The organism is Klebsiella sp. BIGb0399, from assembly GCF_003752615.1.
GTDB classification, from domain to species: Bacteria; Pseudomonadota; Gammaproteobacteria; order Enterobacterales; family Enterobacteriaceae; genus Klebsiella; species Klebsiella lignicola.
On sequence record NZ_RKHT01000006.1, the window covers coordinates 487,451 to 504,295 of the forward strand.

Annotated in this window: 15 protein-coding genes and 3 tRNA genes; 2 read left to right on the top strand and 16 right to left on the bottom strand. The window is 55.9% G+C overall.

Translation table 11 applies throughout. The features are described 5' to 3' along the window. Nucleotides 1-53: 53 nt before the first annotated feature. The 4 genes from nadD to leuS are packed head-to-tail and all read right to left on the bottom strand — an operon-like array spanning nucleotide 54 to nucleotide 4,915. On the bottom strand, nucleotides 54-704 hold the full coding sequence (nadD, locus tag EDF82_RS12925) for a nicotinate-nucleotide adenylyltransferase (protein ID WP_187042996.1): 651 nt from the start codon (nucleotides 702-704) through the stop codon (nucleotides 54-56). Continuing rightward, nucleotides 697-1,728: a DNA polymerase III subunit delta gene (holA, locus tag EDF82_RS12930; protein WP_123755945.1), complete on the bottom strand. Its 1,032-nt coding sequence runs from the start codon at nucleotides 1,726-1,728 to the stop codon at nucleotides 697-699. Before holA ends, nadD begins: the two co-directional genes overlap by 8 nt. Beyond that, a complete protein-coding gene (gene lptE / locus EDF82_RS12935; protein ID WP_123755946.1) occupies nucleotides 1,728-2,318 on the bottom strand; it encodes an LPS assembly lipoprotein LptE in 591 nt (196 codons plus the stop codon). The genes holA and lptE overlap by 1 nt, the downstream gene beginning before the upstream one ends. Before the next feature lie 14 nt (nucleotides 2,319-2,332). Beyond that, nucleotides 2,333-4,915: a leucine--tRNA ligase gene (gene leuS, locus EDF82_RS12940; RefSeq protein ID WP_123755947.1), complete on the bottom strand. Its 2,583-nt coding sequence runs from the start codon at nucleotides 4,913-4,915 to the stop codon at nucleotides 2,333-2,335. Between the two features lie 220 nt (nucleotides 4,916-5,135). Here leuS and EDF82_RS12945 point away from each other — a divergent pair, with 220 nt between their 5' ends. Next, entirely contained in the window at nucleotides 5,136-5,621 is a 486-nt protein-coding gene (locus EDF82_RS12945; RefSeq protein ID WP_174508387.1) for a zinc ribbon-containing protein, read from the top strand. Nucleotides 5,622-5,675: 54 nt separating this feature from the next. On the opposite strand, the gene EDF82_RS12950 is transcribed toward EDF82_RS12945, so the two are convergent. From EDF82_RS12950 to miaB, 9 genes are all read right to left on the bottom strand, one after another. After that, nucleotides 5,676-6,401 (bottom strand): amino acid ABC transporter ATP-binding protein, encoded by a 726-nt coding sequence (locus tag EDF82_RS12950; RefSeq protein ID WP_123755948.1) that lies wholly within the window; start codon nucleotides 6,399-6,401, stop codon nucleotides 5,676-5,678. After that, complete coding sequence (gltK, locus tag EDF82_RS12955) at nucleotides 6,401-7,075, bottom strand: glutamate/aspartate ABC transporter permease GltK (protein WP_123755949.1); 675 nt, start codon at nucleotides 7,073-7,075, stop codon at nucleotides 6,401-6,403. The genes EDF82_RS12950 and gltK overlap by 1 nt, the downstream gene beginning before the upstream one ends. A gap of 2 nt (nucleotides 7,076-7,077) precedes the next feature. Next, nucleotides 7,078-7,818, bottom strand: coding sequence for an amino acid ABC transporter permease (locus EDF82_RS12960; protein WP_123755950.1), 741 nt, complete (start codon nucleotides 7,816-7,818; stop codon nucleotides 7,078-7,080). Nucleotides 7,819-7,981: 163 nt separating this feature from the next. After that, the gene (locus EDF82_RS12965; RefSeq protein ID WP_123756232.1) at nucleotides 7,982-8,920 is read right to left on the bottom strand and encodes an amino acid ABC transporter substrate-binding protein; all 939 of its coding nucleotides are present in this window, start codon (nucleotides 8,918-8,920) and stop codon (nucleotides 7,982-7,984) included. Between the two features lie 387 nt (nucleotides 8,921-9,307). Next, the gene (gene lnt, locus EDF82_RS12970) at nucleotides 9,308-10,846 is read right to left on the bottom strand and encodes an apolipoprotein N-acyltransferase (protein WP_123755951.1); all 1,539 of its coding nucleotides are present in this window, start codon (nucleotides 10,844-10,846) and stop codon (nucleotides 9,308-9,310) included. Between the two features lie 22 nt (nucleotides 10,847-10,868). Next, a complete protein-coding gene (gene corC, locus EDF82_RS12975) occupies nucleotides 10,869-11,747 on the bottom strand; it encodes a CNNM family magnesium/cobalt transport protein CorC (RefSeq protein ID WP_123755952.1) in 879 nt (292 codons plus the stop codon). A gap of 100 nt (nucleotides 11,748-11,847) precedes the next feature. Further along, complete coding sequence (gene ybeY / locus EDF82_RS12980; RefSeq protein ID WP_123755953.1) at nucleotides 11,848-12,315, bottom strand: rRNA maturation RNase YbeY; 468 nt, start codon at nucleotides 12,313-12,315, stop codon at nucleotides 11,848-11,850. Beyond that, the gene (locus EDF82_RS12985) at nucleotides 12,312-13,358 is read right to left on the bottom strand and encodes a PhoH family protein (RefSeq protein WP_123755954.1); all 1,047 of its coding nucleotides are present in this window, start codon (nucleotides 13,356-13,358) and stop codon (nucleotides 12,312-12,314) included. The genes ybeY and EDF82_RS12985 overlap by 4 nt, the downstream gene beginning before the upstream one ends. A 153-nt stretch (nucleotides 13,359-13,511) precedes the next feature. Then, nucleotides 13,512-14,945 carry a tRNA (N6-isopentenyl adenosine(37)-C2)-methylthiotransferase MiaB gene (miaB, locus tag EDF82_RS12990; protein ID WP_123755955.1) on the bottom strand — a complete coding sequence of 478 codons (1,434 nt, stop codon included), beginning with the start codon at nucleotides 14,943-14,945 and terminating at the stop codon, nucleotides 13,512-13,514. Between the two features lie 300 nt (nucleotides 14,946-15,245). On the opposite strand from miaB, the gene ubiF reads away from it, so the two are divergent. After that, the gene (gene ubiF, locus EDF82_RS12995) at nucleotides 15,246-16,421 is read left to right on the top strand and encodes a 3-demethoxyubiquinol 3-hydroxylase (RefSeq protein WP_123755956.1); all 1,176 of its coding nucleotides are present in this window, start codon (nucleotides 15,246-15,248) and stop codon (nucleotides 16,419-16,421) included. A gap of 100 nt (nucleotides 16,422-16,521) precedes the next feature. Here ubiF and EDF82_RS13000 read toward each other — a convergent pair. From EDF82_RS13000 to EDF82_RS13010, 3 genes are all read right to left on the bottom strand, one after another. After that, nucleotides 16,522-16,596, bottom strand: a tRNA-Gln gene (locus EDF82_RS13000). Between the two features lie 34 nt (nucleotides 16,597-16,630). After that, nucleotides 16,631-16,705 (bottom strand) — tRNA-Gln (locus tag EDF82_RS13005). 45 nt (nucleotides 16,706-16,750) lie between these two features. Beyond that, nucleotides 16,751-16,827: transfer RNA gene (locus EDF82_RS13010), tRNA-Met, on the bottom strand. Nucleotides 16,828-16,845: the final 18 nt, after the last annotated feature.

Genomic DNA, 16,845 nt, shown 5'->3' on the forward strand with positions numbered 1-16,845 from the left:
GTGGGTAAGAGAGTATAAGCCCCCGGCTGCACTGGGGACGCATGAATCAAGGTCTAGCAATAGAGCTTGTGCTGATGAATATAGTCCAGCACCGCAGCCGGCAGCATGTCGGCGCAGGATTCACCGCGCTCAAGGCGCTGGCGAATAAGGGTGGCGGAGATATCAAACCACGGGGTTTCAGCCAGATAGATTGCCCCGGCAGGGCGGTTGTGCAGCTGTTCTACATCGTGAGTTAAATGGTGATCCAGCCAGCGCTGATCCGCTTCCTGCTTCATCACCAGCGGGTAGCCCGGGCGACGGCAAACGATCAGATGGGCATTATCCAGAATGGTGGCGTAGTTGTGCCAGGTCGGGAAGGTGAGCAGCGAATCCTGGCCGATAATAAACGCCAGCGGTTGCTCCGGCCCCTGTTCCTGTCGCCACTCGGCCAGCGTCAGCGCGGTAAACGATGGCGTCTGGCGCTGAAGCTCACGTTCATCGAGGACGAATAAGGGTTTATCGGCGATAGCCAGTTCCAGCATCTGTTTACGCTGGGCGCTGCTGGCCTCAGGCTGCGGGCGATGCGGCGGGACATTATTCGGCACAATAATGACTTTCCCCAGCCCGATCTGGTTCGCCAGAATTTCAACCGGTTTAAGGTGACCATAATGCACCGGATCGAAGGTGCCGCCGTACATTGCCTGCAACTGAGTCATATCAACCATCAATAAACACGTCTGCCAGCGCTTTATGGCAGAGCAACAAAGAAAGGCTTTCTAATTCCGGCCAGATGTCGCTGCCGTAATCCTGCTTAAAGGTGATCTCCGCCCGAGCCAGCAGGGTGACGGCCTGGCGCAGCTGGTCCGGGCTGAGGCGCGCAAGCGCATCGCTCAACAGCTGACGACGGTTTTGCCACACCCGGTGTTTATCAAACAGGCTGCGCAGCGGCGTATGGGCCGACTGGCGTTTCAGGTTGACCAGCAGCAGCAGTTCGCGCTGGAGCGTGCGCAGCAGAATCGCCGGCTCGCTGCCTTCCAGACGTAGCTGTTGCAGGATATGCAGCACCCGTTTGCTCTTGCCGGCCAGCAGCGCATCAACCCAGTGATAAGGGGTAAAGTGGGCGGCGTCGTTGACCGCCTGCTCGACGCGAGGCAGCGTGAGCTTGCCGTCCGGCCACAGCAGAGAGAGGCGTTCCAGCGCCTGTGCCAGCGCCAGCAGGTTACCTTCGTAGCAGTAACACAGCAGCTGGCTGGCCGCGTCATCAAGCTGCAAATTATGCTGTTTGGCACGTGCCGCCAGCCAGCGTGGCAGCTGGGCGTATTCGGGCGTTTGACAGCTGATCTGCACCGCCCGGCTGGCGAGCGCCGTTACCCAGGCGGCATTCTCCTGGGCTTTGGTCAGCTTGTTCCCGCGCACTATCAACAGCAGATCGTCATGCAGCATGCCGACCAGGGTGGCAAGCTGTTCGTTGATCGCTGCATTGGGGCCGTTTTCCGGCAGCACCAGCAGCAGCGTTTGCCGACTGGCGAACAGGCTCATCGCCTGGCTGAGTGAGAACAAGGCAGGCCAGTCGGTGCTGGCGTCGATGGTCGCGCTATGGTGTTCGGTAAAGCCCTGGCTGGCAGCGGCTTCGCGAATCGCGTCCTGACTTTCCTGCAGCAGCAGTGGATCGCTGCCGAGTAATAAATAGGCCGCGCGCAGCCCTTCGGAGAGCTGCGCGCGGAGTTGTTCTGGGTACAACCGAATCATCAGTTACCCAGCGTGGTGGAGACGCGATTGCCAGACGTTGAGGTTGCCGGAGACGGCGTGACCGTCGTCTCTCCCTCTTTCGTCGCTTCGACATCAGCAACATGGACGCTTGGCAGCTTACGGATCAGCTGTTCAGCGGCTTTGTCGTACATCTCCTGGATGATCATATCCTGCTCGGCATCTTTCGCTAACGCCGCCTGCGGGTTATCGAAGAACGAACGGTAGACCTTGGTGGAGATCGGATAAATATCATGACCTGGGATCAGCACACTGGCCTGCACCGTCATCACCATCTGGTATTCAGCAGTACGACCGTCCTGGAAAATAGAGGCCGTATCTTTCTGAATGGACGATGAATCCAGACGCAGGGAAGGGATGTCCTTACGCAGCGTGGTGCCATCGATCAGCTCTACGCCGTTCAGACGCAACTGATTACGCACGGCGCGACTTAACGGACCGTTCGGATCGCTCGACTGAAAGATCATGCTCTTCATCGCGGTGGGAACCTGCGTAGTACTACGCAGATGCCAGCCGCAACCAGCGGTGATTAACACCGCCAGAGATACCAACAATGTTGCCAGATAGCGCACGCTTCCTCCTGTGCTTAGCCAACGACCAGATTGAGCAGTTTACCCGGGACGTAGATCACTTTACGTACGGTTACGCCATCGAGGTACTTCGCGACCAGGTGTTCCTGACCCGCACGTTCACGAACCTGCTCTTCGGTTGCATCGACAGGCACGGTAATTTTACCACGGACTTTACCATTGACCTGAACCACCACCAGCGTGGTGTTTTCAACCATGGCGCTCTCATCGGCTACCGGCCACGGCGCGTTGTCGATATCGCCTTCGCCGCCCAGTTCCTGCCACAGCGTGAAGCTCGCGTGCGGGGTGAACGGGTTGAGCATACGCACGACAGCCAACAGAGCTTCACGCATCAGCGCGCGATCCTGTTCGTTTTCCTGCGGTGCTTTCGCCAGTTTGTTCATCAGCTCCATGATCGCGGCGATCGCGGTGTTGAAGGTCTGACGACGGCCGATATCATCGGTCACTTTAGCGATGGTTTTATGGACATCGCGACGCAGCGCCTGCTGATCTTCGCTCAGGCTGGCCGCATCCAGTGCAACGGTCGGGCCCTGGTTTGCGTGTTCATAGGCCAGTTTCCAGACACGTTTCAGGAAGCGGTTAGCCCCTTCAACGCCGGACTCTTGCCACTCGAGAGTCATGTCTGCCGGTGAGGCGAACATCATGAACAGACGCACGGTATCCGCGCCGTAACGTTCAACCATCACCTGCGGGTCGATGCCGTTATTCTTCGACTTGGACATCTTGCTCATGCCGGTATACACCAGCTCGCGGCCCTGTGGGTCGAACGCTTTCACGATACGGCCTTTTTCGTCACGCTCGACGGTCGCATCAACCGGGGAGACCCAGTTACGCTCGCCGTTTTCGCCAACGTAGTAGAAGGCGTCAGCCAGTACCATCCCCTGACACAGCAGCTGTTTTGCCGGCTCGTCGGAGTTCACCATGCCCGCATCACGCATCAGTTTGTGGAAGAAGCGGAAGTACAGCAGGTGCATGATCGCGTGTTCGATCCCGCCGATATAGATATCAACCGGCAGCCAGTAGTTGGCGGCTTTTGGATCCAGCATCCCGTCGTCGTACTGCGGGCAGGTATAGCGCGCGTAGTACCAGGAGGATTCCATAAAGGTATCGAAGGTGTCGGTTTCACGCAGCGCAGGCTGACCGTTGACGGTGGTTTTTGCCCACTCCGGGTCGGCCTTAATCGGGCTGGTGATGCCGTCCATAACCACATCTTCCGGCAGAATAACCGGCAGCTGATCGGCTGGCGTTGGCATCACGGTGCCATCTTCCAGGGTCACCATCGGAATCGGCGCGCCCCAGTAACGCTGACGGGAAACACCCCAGTCGCGCAGACGGTAGTTAATTTTGCGCTCGCCAACGCCCATTGCCGCCAGTTTGTCGGCGATAGCGTTGAAACCCGCTTCATAGCTCAGGCCATCGAACTCGCCGGAGTTAAACAGAACGCCTTTTTCGGTCAGCGCCTGCTCGGACAGGTCCGGTTCAGAACCGTCGGCAGCCAGGATAACCGGCTTGATGTTCAGGCCGTACTTGCTGGCAAACTCGTAGTCACGTTGATCGTGGCCTGGAACCGCCATGACTGCGCCGGTACCGTACTCCATCAGGACGAAGTTGGCAGCCCACACCGGGATGGCTTCACCGGTCAGCGGGTGAATGGCTTTAAAGCCGGTATCGACACCTTTTTTCTCCATCGTCGCCATTTCAGCTTCTGCGACTTTGGTGTTACGGCACTCTTCGATAAACGCCGCCAGTTCCGGGTTGCTCGCCGCCGCCTGTTGCGCCAGCGGGTGACCTGCCGCAACGGCCAGGTAGGTACAACCCATGAAGGTGTCCGGACGGGTGGTGTAGACGGTCAGCTTGTCGGCATAGTCGTTAACGTTGAAGGAGATTTCTACCCCTTCAGAACGGCCGATCCAGTTACGCTGCATGGTTTTTACGGTGTCTGGCCAGTGATCCAGGGTATCCAGATCGTTGAGCAGCTCATCCGCATAGGCGGTGATTTTGATAAACCACTGCGGGATCTCTTTACGTTCAACTTTGGTATCGCAGCGCCAGCAGCAGCCGTCGATAACCTGTTCGTTGGCCAGTACGGTCTGGTCGTTCGGGCACCAGTTCACCGCAGAAGTCTTCTTGTACACCAGGCCTTTTTTATACAGCTCGGTGAAGAACTGCTGTTCCCAACGATAGTATTCCGGGGTGCAGGTCGCCACTTCACGGCTCCAGTCATAACCGAAGCCCAGCTTTTTCAGCTGGTTTTTCATGTAGGCAATGTTGTCGTAGGTCCACGGTGCCGGCGCGGTGTTGTTTTTCACCGCCGCGCCTTCAGCCGGCAGGCCAAACGCATCCCAGCCGATAGGCTGCAGTACGTTTTTGCCCAGCATACGCTGGTAGCGGGCAATGACGTCGCCGATGGTATAGTTACGCACGTGGCCCATGTGTAGTCGACCAGAAGGATAAGGAAGCATCGACAGGCAGTAATACTTCTCTTTGCTCTCGTCTTCAGTTACTTCAAATGTACGATGATCGTCCCAATGAAGCTGGACTTTCGATTCTATCTCTTCCGGGCGGTATTGCTCTTGCATGGCAGCCAGTGGTCCTGTTTTCAAACCGCTACAAAGTGTAGCCAATGGATGTGTTATCAGATCGCCATAGCATAGCCCAAACGCCCACGTCAAAACAGCCTTTCGCACATTAACATCGGCAAAAGCGGCACAGACTATTTAGCGACTCTGTGGGCTAACTGGCAAAGCAGATGACAAATAAGGTCTATTATTAGAAGAAGTTAACCACACCGGAGGCGAAATGATGAACAAGGTTGCTCAATTCTACCGTGAACTGGTGTCGACGCTCAGTGAGCGGCTACGCAATGGAGAGCGCGATATCGACGCCCTGGTAGAACAGGCGCGGGCGAAAATTAGCGAGTCGGGTGAGTTAACGCACCGCGAAATAGAGACCCTGACCAAAGCGGTCAGACGTGACCTGGAAGAGTTCGCCCGCAGCTACGAAGAGAGTCAGGATGAGCTGACGGATAGCGTCTTTATGCGGGTGATAAAAGAGAGCCTGTGGCAGGAACTGGCGGATATTACCGATAAAACCCAGCTGGAATGGCGCGAGGTGTTCCAGGATCTGAATCATCACGGGGTCTACCATAGCGGAGAAGTCGTGGGGCTGGGGAATCTGGTGTGCGAGCACTGTCATTATCATCTGGCGGTCTATACCCCGGATGTGCTGCCACGCTGCCCGAAATGCGGCCATGACCAGTTCCAGCGCCGTCCTTTTGAACCCTGATTAAGTTGGTAGCAGGCGCGCACCGAGCGATGCGCGCCTGGGATGGTTCTAAGATTAATGCAGGATTTTTGCGAGGAAGTCTTTGGCACGATCGGATTGCGGGTTGGCGAAGAACGCCTCTTTGTCCGAGTCTTCGACAATCTTGCCTTCATCCATAAAGATTACCCGGTTGGCCACCTTGCGGGCAAAGCCCATTTCGTGGGTCACCACCATCATCGTCATGCCTTCGTTCGCCAGTTCGACCATGACATCGAGCACTTCGTTGATCATCTCCGGATCCAGCGCTGAGGTTGGTTCGTCAAACAGCATGGCGATCGGATCCATACACAGCGCACGGGCGATCGCCACGCGCTGCTGCTGGCCGCCGGAGAGCTGGGCCGGGAATTTATCGGCATGGGCGGACAGGCCCACACGCTCCAGCAATTTCAGGCCTTTGGTCCGCGAGGCCGCTTTGTCGCGGTTAAGCACTTTGACCTGCGCCAGAGTCAGGTTGTCGATGATCGACAGATGTGGAAACAGCTCAAAGTGCTGGAACACCATCCCGACGCGGGAGCGCAGCTTAGCGAGGTTGGTTTTCTTATCGTTCACTTTGGTGCCATCCACGGTGATCTCGCCCTGTTGGATCGGTTCGAGGCCGTTGACGGTTTTAATCAGCGTCGATTTACCCGAGCCGGACGGCCCGCAAACCACCACCACTTCACCTTTCTTCACTTCCGTGGAGCAATCGGTCAGCACCTGAAAGTGACCATACCATTTTGAAACGTTTTTCAGGGTAATCATTACACAGTCCTTTTCTTCAACCAGCTGACCAACAGCGATGCGCTGAGACTAATGACAAAATACACGGCACCTGCGAACAGGATCATCTCGACCTGCGTTCCGTCGCGCTCGCCGATGGTGGAGGCGGTACGGAAGAAGTCGGCCAGGCTCAGGACGTAGACCAGTGAGGTATCCTGGAACAGGACAATCCCCTGCGTCAGCAGCAACGGCACCATGGCGCGAAACGCCTGCGGCAAAATAATCAGCTTCATGGATTGCCAGTGGGTCATACCCAGCGCCAGCGCGGCGCTGGACTGGCCGCGGGAGATGCTCTGGATACCTGCGCGGATAATTTCCGAATAGTACGCCGCCTCAAACATCGAGAAGGCCACCATCGCGGAAATCAGCCGGATATCGCTCTTCGGCGACAGGCCAAGTACGTTCTGCAGGAAGCCGGGAACGATCAGGTAGAACCACAGCAGGACCATGACCAGCGGGATCGAACGGAACACGTTGACGTAGGTTTTCGCGAACCAGGAGAGCGGCAGGAAGCTCGACAGGCGCATGACCGCCAGCAGGGTCCCCCAGACGATACCGATAATAATCGCGGTGACGGTGATTTTCAGGGTAATAACCAGCCCGGCCAGCAGGTAGGGCATGGAGGGAACGATAGAACTCCAGTCAAAATCGTACATGATTATTTGCCCCCCAAATTGCCCGGCAGGCGGACCTTACGTTCAACCACATACATTATCAGCATAATCACGGCGTTAATCAGCACGTAAGCGAGGGTAATCGCCGTAAAGGATTCCCACGCGTGAGCGGAGTAATCCAGCAGCTTACCCGCCTGCGCTGCCATATCCGCCAGCCCGATGGTTGAGGCGATGGCCGAGTTTTTCACCAGGTTCATCATCTCGGAGGTCATCGGCGGCACGATGACGCGGTAAGCGTTGGGCAGCAGTACATAACGATAGGTCTGCGGCAGCGTCAGGCCCATTGCCAGGCCGGCATTTTTCTGCCCGCGCGGCAGCGACTGAATCGCGGCGCGAACCTGTTCACAGACGCGAGCGGCGGTAAACAGCCCCAGGCACAGCATAGAAGAGACAAAGAACTGAATATTGGGATCCAGTTCGGACTTGAACCACATGCCGATATCTTCCGGCAGGAGCTCAGGCACGACCAGATACCAGGTGAAGAACTGGACGATCAACGGTACGTTACGGAACAGTTCAACGTAGCAGGTGCCGATGCTGGATAACCAGCGGTTGGGGACGGTACGTAAAATACCGAACAGCGAGCCGACGAGGAAAGCGATGACCCAGGCGCTAATCGACAAGGCGATAGTGACCTGAAAGCCGCTCCATAGCCAGCCCAGATAGGTGGTGTTGCCGAACGGGGCCTGTTGCAGGAATATTCCCCAGTTCCAGTCTATTGACATAAATGACTCCTGGAAAAAAAAGGGTAGCATCGCTACCCTCGAAGATTATTGTTCAGCTTGTTTCGGTATTCGCGGCGGCTGGGGAACGACCAGCCACCGTATAGTCTGTCCGTGCTGTCACAACAATCGGAAGGGCAAGTCGCTTTGCCCCTTGTTTTTTTAATTAGTTAAGAGCTTTGTCATTTGGTGATTTGAACAGCGCTTTCATGTCGTCGGAGAGGTCAAAGTTGATGTTCATCCCTTTTGGTGGGATTGGATTTTTAAACCAGGTATCAAACCACTTCGCCGCTTCCCCTGAGGTTTGCGCTTGCGCAATGGTATCGTCTAACAGTTTTTTGAATTCCGGGTCGTTTTTACGCAGCATGCAGCCGTAAGCTTCATGGGATTGCGGCGTGCCGAGAATTTCCCAGTTGTCCGGTTTCTTCGCCTTCGCGCGCTCGCCGGCCAACAGTGCATCATCCATCATAAAGGCCACAGCACGACCGCTTTCCAGGGTACGGAAGGAGTCACCGTGATCTTTCGCGCCGATGATGCGCATGTTCATTTTCTGCTCGTCGTTCAGCTTATGCAGCAGAATTTCTGAGGTGGTACCGGAGGTGACGACGACGGCCTTGCCTTTCAGATCGGCGAAGTCTTTAATCGGGCCGCCTTTTTTCACCAGCAGACGCGTACCGACAACGAAGATGCTGTCGCTGAAGGCCGCTTGTTTCTGGCGTTCCAGGTTGTTAGTGGTAGAACCGCACTCAAAATCGAAGGTGCCGTTTTGCAGCAGCGGAATACGGTTTTGCGAGGTAATCGGGATCAGTTTGACTTCCAGATTTGGTTTGTTCAGTTTTTTCTTAATGGCATCAACGATGACGTTGGAGTAATCCTGAGAGTAACCCACCACTTTCTGCTGGTTATCGTAGTAGGAGAACGGTACCGATGATTCACGGTGGCCGACGACGATAACATCGTTTTTAGCGATTTTTTCAAGGGTAGGCATCTGCTGTTGTGCAGGCGCTTGCCCTGCATCAGCGGCTGGTTTTGCCTCTTCCGCATGTGCCAGGCCGGCGGTCATACCCATGACCAGCATTGCTGTGGTCAGTTTACGTAATTGCATATCCAACTCCTTATCCGCAGCGTCAGCGACGCTTTTGATACCCATTGTGAATGTGTGTGTGCGTTATTATTGCTGCGATATTTGTGTGCAGCATTTGTATGTGTTTGTTAGCATTTAGTTTGGCTTAATGTAAAGATTTTGCTGTGATATTGTTTATTTTTGCGAACTACTCCGCACCATTTAAAGGCAAAAATCGGCCATTGCACCAAACTAGTGCCGGGTCAGTATTGTGCTGGTGCAACCGGGTTATACCAGTACACGATGGCGTGGTGACCTGAGTTTATTAAGCAAGGGGCGTGCCAGATTACGGCGAGGAAGAGATTTGCCCCGGTGACGAATGTCGACTGGGGCTAACAGCGCAGAGGTTACAGTTTCAGGTAAGAATACCTATCGGCGACGTTGACGCAGACTCATGATCAGGGCGCCAAAACCGAGGAGCGCGGTGAGCGCCCACAGTGGCCAGTTGCCGGTACGCGCATACGGCGTCAGACCGCTGGTCGGCGTGACTTTGGTGGTCAGTACCGCACGGGTGAACTGCGGGATCATGTCCTGAATTTCACCCCGTGGCCCAATTACCGCCGTAATGCCGTTATTGGTGCTGCGCAGCAGGGGACGAGCCAGCTCGAGGGCGCGCATCCGTGCCATCTGGAAGTGTTGCCACGGGCCGATGGACTTACCAAACCAGGCGTCGTTTGAGATGGTCAGCAGGTAGTCGGTGTCCGGGCGGAAATTATCGCGCACCTGTTCACCGAGAATAATCTCGTAGCAGATAGCGGCCGTCAGCTTCATGTTATGCGCCACCAGCTGCGGCTGGACGTACGGGCCACGGCTGAATGAGGACATCGGCAGATCGAAGAACGGCGCCAGCGGGCGCAGAATAGACTCCAGCGGCACGAACTCGCCAAACGGCACCAGGTGATTCTTGTTGTAGCGGTCCTTGGAGTCGTAGCTGTACGGGTTGTCTTTGCCGAGGGTGATGATGGTGTTGTAGGTATCGTAACGGTTTTGCTTATTCAGACGGGCGTCGACGATACCGGTGATCAGCGAGCTGTTTTTGGCGCGCAGCAGGTCGTCCATCATGCTGAGGAAATGCTGCTGGTTAATTTCCAGATCCGGAATGGCTGACTCCGGCCAGATGATCAACTGGGATGACCCCATATGCGGCTGCGTCAGGTCGAGATAGGTTTTCAGCGTGTTGACCAGCTGGTTTTCATCCCATTTCAGGGCCTGAGGAATATCCCCCTGTACTAACGAGACCTGCATGGCACGTTCCGGCAGCAGCTGATACCACTGGATATAGCGCAGCGGGAAGGGCAGGGCGAACAGCACCACGGCGGCAATCAACGGCTTAAGGTTGCGCTGCACCAGCGCCAGTACCAGCAGACCGCTCACCACCATTAACAGGAAGTTAATGGCCTCCACGCCCATCACCGGCGCCAGCCCTTTCAGCGGGCCGTCAATCTGGCTGTAGCCAAACTGTAGCCACGGGAAACCGGTCAATACCCAGCCGCGCAGGAATTCGGTAATCTGCCACACCACCGGTGCGGCAATCGCGAGGCGCAGCCAGTTGGTTTTCGGCCACAGGCGCGACAGCAGCCCGGCGAACAGCCCGGTATACAGCGACATATACGCCGCCAGCAGCACCACCAGGAAGACGTTGACCGGGCCGGGCATACCGCCAAACTGCGCAATGCTGACATACACCCAGTTGATGCCGGAGCCGAATAGCCCCATCCCCCAGAAAAAGCCGATCGAGGCGCTTTGCAACGGACGACGGTTCAGGGTCAGTCCCTGCAGACCGATTAACGAGACAATCGCCGCGGGCCAGATGTCATAAGGAGAAAAAGCCAGCGTTCCGCTGGCTCCGAATAATAGCGCCAGCAGCAGACGTACGCGCTGGCGTTCGATAAGTGAGGCAAATACCATTTAGGCTAATCGTCCCGTGTAATTAGTCTTCCAGCTTCGGCTGCGGTGCGTCATCAGGAAGTTTGACATGAACCTGGATGATACGTCGGCTGTCGGCCATAGCGACCTTGAATTGGTAACCATCAATGTCAACCGACTCGCCACGTGCTGGCAGATGCCCAAAGGCCTGCATCACCAGCCCACCAATGGTGTCGACTTCTTCATCGCTGAAATGGGTACCATAGGCTTTATTGAAGTCTTCAATCGGAGCCAGGGCGCGCACCGTCCAGGTGTGGCGGCTCAGTTGACGAAAATCGATATCTTCTTCTTCATCGTATTCGTCTTCGATTTCACCGACGATCAGTTCGAGAATGTCCTCAATGGTCACCAGACCAGAGACGCCACCGAACTCATCGATCACGATCGCCATATGATAGCGTTGGGAGCGAAACTCCTTCAGCATGCGGTCAACCCGCTTGCTTTCAGGCACGACAACCGCCGGGCGTAACACTTTTTCCATGCTGAACGCTTCAGAGTCACTGCGCATAAACGGCAGTAAATCTTTGGCCATCAGAATCCCTTCAATGTGATCTTTATCTTCGCTGATCACCGGGAAACGCGAGTGGGCGGATTCGATGATCACATCGAGGCATTCGTCCAGCGTCTGGTTGCGTTTCAGGGTAATCATCTGCGAGCGAGGGATCATGATATCGCGGACGCGTTGGTCGGCGATGTCCATTACCCCTTCGAGCATATCGCGAGTATCTTCGTCGATAAGGTCGTTTTGCCCGGAATCACGGATCAGCTCCAGCAGTTCATCACGGTTTTTTGGTTCGCCGTGAAAAAGCTGGCTGAGTAACAGGGAGAAGAATCCCTTTTTGCTGTTTACTGTGTCACTACTGTGTGAATTGTCGTCGCTCATGGCGTCGTGTGGGTTCTCATGTTAGTTAAATGTCGCTCGTCGCGCGTATGCTCAGCGCCGGACGGCACGGGTGCTGCTCGCCGGTCAGACCGGCGGCAGGTTATTCCTTCTCGGCAATGTACGGATCCTCATAGCCCAGAGCAAGCATTATCTCTGTTTCGAGGGCTTCCATCTCTTCCGCTTCTTCATCAATGATATGGTCATAGCCCAGCAGATGCAGACTGCCGTGGATAACCATGTGCGCCCAGTGCGCTTCCAGCGGTTTCTCCTGCTCTTTGGCTTCCTGTTCAACCACCTGACGGCAGATGATCAGATCGCCCAGCAGCGGCAGTTCGATCCCCGGCGGCGCTTCAAACGGGAAGGACAGCACGTTAGTGGGCTTATCCTTGCCGCGATAGGTCAGATTCAGCTCGTGGCTTTCGGCTTCGTCAACCAGGCGAATCGTCACTTCTGACTCTTCCTGGAACTGAGGGATCACCGCGTCGACCCAGTGTTGGAACCGGGCTTCATCCGGCAATCCGCTGTTATCTTCGCAAGCCAGCTGTAAATCGAGAATAACCTGACTCATTTTTGCTCCTGTTCCTGGGCTTCGCGTTTGCGCTCGGCGGCCTGTTCTGCTCTACGTTTTTGATCGGCTTCTTCCCATGCTTCATACGCATTGACGATACGGGCAACCACCGGATGGCGGACCACGTCTTCGCTGTGGAAGAAATTGAAACTGATTTCATCGACTTCGGCCAACACTTCAATGGCGTGGCGCAGGCCGGATTTGGTGCTGCGCGGCAGGTCAATCTGCGTGACGTCGCCGGTGATCACCGCTTTAGAGTTAAAACCGATACGGGTCAGGAACATTTTCATCTGTTCGATGGTGGTGTTCTGGCTTTCATCGAGAATAATAAAGGCGTCGTTCAGCGTACGGCCGCGCATATAGGCCAGCGGGGCGACTTCGATAACGTTACGCTCAATCAGCTTTTCGACTTTCTCGAAGCCAAGCATTTCGAACAGCGCATCGTACAGTGGGCGCAGGTACGGATCGACTTTCTGGCTCAGGTCACCGGGCAGGAAGCCCAGTTTTTCCCCGGCTTCCACCGCAGGGCGGGTCAGCAGAATACGGCGCACGTCCTGACGCTCAAGCGCGTCGACCGCCGCGGCCACTGCCAGATAGGTTTTCCCGGTCCCGGCCGGGCCGACGCCGAAGGTAATATCATGGTCGAGAATATTGGCGATGTACTGCGCCTGATTTGGCGTACGCGGCTTGATGACGCCACGTTTGGTCTTGATATTGATAGCCTTGCCATAGTCCGGCACGCTCTCAGCGCTTTGCTCCAGCACCCGGGCTTCTTTGATGGCCAGGTGGATCTGTTCCGGCTCAATATCCTGAATCTGGCCGCGCATAGGGGCGGTATCGACGTACAGGCTGCGTAAAATATCGGCCGCGGCGTTTACGCAGATCATGCGGCCGGTCAGTTTGAAGTGATTGTCACGACGATTAATTTCGATGCCCAGACGGCGCTCCAGTTGTTTGATGTTGTCATCAAACGGGCCGCACAGCCCCAACAGGCGTGCGTTATCCGCGGGCTCGAGGGTAATTTCACGGGTTTCTATGTTCAAGCTGTTCCTCTTTACACGTTTTGCCGGACGGCGAACGTCTCCGGCCAGTAAGGAAATTATTCACGTCATGGAAAAATGGTGCAAGCATTGCGATAAATATTGGGCCAGGGAGAGGAAAAACAAGGCCCGCCAGGTCTGGCAGGCCTCTGCGGATCACGGCTGGTAAGTGCTCACGCCAAGATCGTTTTCTTTGCGGGTACGGGCGATAACGGATTCCGGAGATTCCACGATACGCAGCCCCATTTCCTCTTCAGTACGCACAATTTTGCCGCGCAGCGAATTGGTGTAGACGTCCACGATTTCGACATCGACAAACTTGCCCACCATATCCGGGGAGCCTTCGAAGTTGACCACGCGGTTATTCTCGGTGCGCCCGGAAAGCTCCATGATGCTCTTACGCGAGGTGCCTTCCACCAGAATGCGCTGGGTGGTGCCGAGCATGCGTCGGCTCCAGGCCATGGCCTGCTGGTTGATGCGTTCCTGAAGAATATACAGGCGCTGCTTTTTAACCTCATCCGGCACGTCGTCAACCATATCGGCCGCCGGCGTACCCGGACGTGCGGAGAAGATAAAGCTGTAGCTCACGTCCATATTGACGTCAGAAATAACCTTCATGGTCTTTTCGAAATCGTCGTTGGTTTCACCCGGGAAGCCGACGATAAAGTCGGAACTTATCTGGATGTCCGGGCGGGCGTCGTACAGCTTGCGGATGATGGCTTTATATTCCAGTACCGTGTGCGTACGGCCCATCATATTCAGTACCCGGTCAGAACCGCTTTGTACCGGCAGGTGCAGGAAGCTCACCAGCTCAGGCGTATCGCGATAAACATCGATAATGTCATCGGTGAACTCGATCGGGTGGCTGGTGGTAAAGCGGATGCGGTCAATGCCGTCGATCGCCGCTACCAGACGCAGCAGGTCGGCAAAGTTGCCGGTGGTGCCGTCGTAGTTCTCCCCGCGCCAGGCGTTAACGTTCTGGCCCAGCAGGTTAACTTCACGGACGCCCTGAGCCGCCAGTTGGGCGACTTCAAACAGGATATCGTCCGAGGGACGGCTGACTTCTTCCCCGCGGGTGTAAGGCACCACGCAGTAAGTACAGTATTTGTTGCAGCCTTCCATGATGGAGACAAAGGCGGTTGGGCCTTCGGCTTTCGGTTCCGGCAGGCGGTCGAATTTTTCGATTTCCGGGAAGCTGACGTCGATGATTGGCTTACGATGATCGCGCATGCCGCGAATCGTGTCGATCATTTCCGGCAGACGGTGCAGAGTCTGCGGGCCAAAAATAATATCGACGTAATGCGCGCGCTGGCGAATGAGTTTCCCTTCCTGAGACGCCACGCAGCCGCCAATGCCGATGATGACATCCGGGCGTTTGGCCTTAATCAGCTTCCAGCGTCCCAACTGGTGGAAGACTTTTTCCTGTGCCTTCTCACGAATTGAGCAGGTATTGAGCAGCAGCACATCCGCTTCTTCAGCCACTTCGGTCAGTTGATACCCGTGTGTGGCATCCAGCAGGTCGGCCATCTTTGATGAATCGTATTCGTTCATCTGACAGCCCCAGGTTTTAATATGGAGTTTTTTTGTCATCGACTTGCTCATGCTTAATGATAGAAATTCAAAATGACGGGTACGTATACTTTTTATTCTGTGAATGTCGAATTGCAGGAAGGCGGCAAGTCCGGAAAGCCACAGCAGTAGAGAAAACGTTCTCACTGAGGCCGGCGGGTGCTGCCAACACGTCTGCAATTTGAAAGACGACGAGTAAGCCCGAATTGTAGGACGGCTATTGTAATGCTTTGGTCGCGCCCTGACCAGTACGAGCGTTATCACCGCAAGGTGACGGAAAATCCGGTAAACTGAGCGGATTCTGGTTTAAGGATAATCACCATGACAATTCATGCAACAGATGTCGCCATTGTCGGTGGCGGAATGGTGGGCGGCGCCCTGGCGTTGGGGCTGGCTCAACACGGGTTTACGGTGACGGTCATTGAGCCGTCGACACCGCCGGCATTTGACGCTTCAGCAGCGCCGGATGTGCGTATTTCTGCCATCGGCGCCTCATCGGTGGCGTTGCTCAAAAGCCTCGGCGTCTGGGAGGCGATGCGGGCGATGCGCGTGCATGCCTATCGTCGTCTCGAGACCTGGGAGTGGGAATCCGCCCATGTGACGTTTGATGCCGCGGAGCTAAAGCTGCCGGAGCTGGGCTACATGGTTGAAAACAACGTACTGCAGCTCGCCTTGTGGCAGGCGCTGGAGGCGCATCAGCAGGTCACGTTGCGGGTAGGGGCTGCGTTACAGGCGATACAGCGCGAGCCTACGGGCACGACGCTGCGTCTGAGCGATGGCAGCGAGTGCGCGGCGGCGCTGGTGATCGGTGCGGATGGCGCAAATTCGCAGGTACGTCAGCTGGCGGGCATTGGCGTGCAGGCGTGGCAGTATCAGCAATCCTGCATGCTCATCAGCGTGCAGTGTGCCAACGACCCCGGCGACAGCACCTGGCAACAGTTTACGCCAACGGGTCCACGGGCCTTTCTGCCGCTGTTTGACCACTGGGCGTCGCTGGTGTGGTACGACACGCCCGCGCGCATTCGCCAGCTGCAGGCCATGAGCATGCCGCAGCTACAGCAGGAGATTATGCGTCATTTCCCTTCGCGACTTGGGCAGGTGACGCCGCTTAACGCCGGGGCATTTCCACTGACCCGCCGCCATGCGATGCAGTATGTGCAGCCGGGGCTGGCGCTGGTGGGGGATGCGGCGCATACCATTCATCCGCTGGCAGGACAGGGCGTTAATCTGGGCTATCGGGACGTCGATGCGCTGTTGGACGTGCTGGCTGAGGCGAAAAGCCACGGCGAGACGTGGGCGGGGTTATCCGTGCTTGAGCGTTATCAGGCGCGACGTCGGGCAGATAATTTAATGATGCAGTCGGGGATGGATCTGTTCTACGCCGGCTTCAGCAACGATCTGGCGCCTGTACGGGTGCTGCGTAATATCGGTTTAATGGCTGCGGCGCGCGCTGGCGTCGTTAAGCGTCGGGCACTGAAGTATGCGCTAGGGTTGTGATCCCGAGCCCCCGGCTGGCGTTGTGCGCCGTCGGGGCTCGCTAAAATCACCGACCGTAGAAAGCAAAAAAGCCCGCCGAAGCGAGCTTTTTTACAATAAGTGGCTGGGGTACGAGGATTCGAACCTCGGAATGCTGGTATCAGAAACCAGAGCCTTACCGCTTGGCGATACCCCAACGGGTGCGCTCACATGTGAACGACTTTTTAAATTGGCTGGGGTACGAGGATTCGAACCTCGGAATGCTGGTATCAGAAACCAGAGCCTTACCGCTTGGCGATACCCCAACAATTTTTTTAGATTTATCGAACTGAATCAATAAATACTTTATATGGTGGCTACGACGGGATTCGAACCTGTGACCCCATCATTATGAGTGATGTGCTCTAACCAGCTGAGCTACGTAGCCAGATACTATCATATTCTT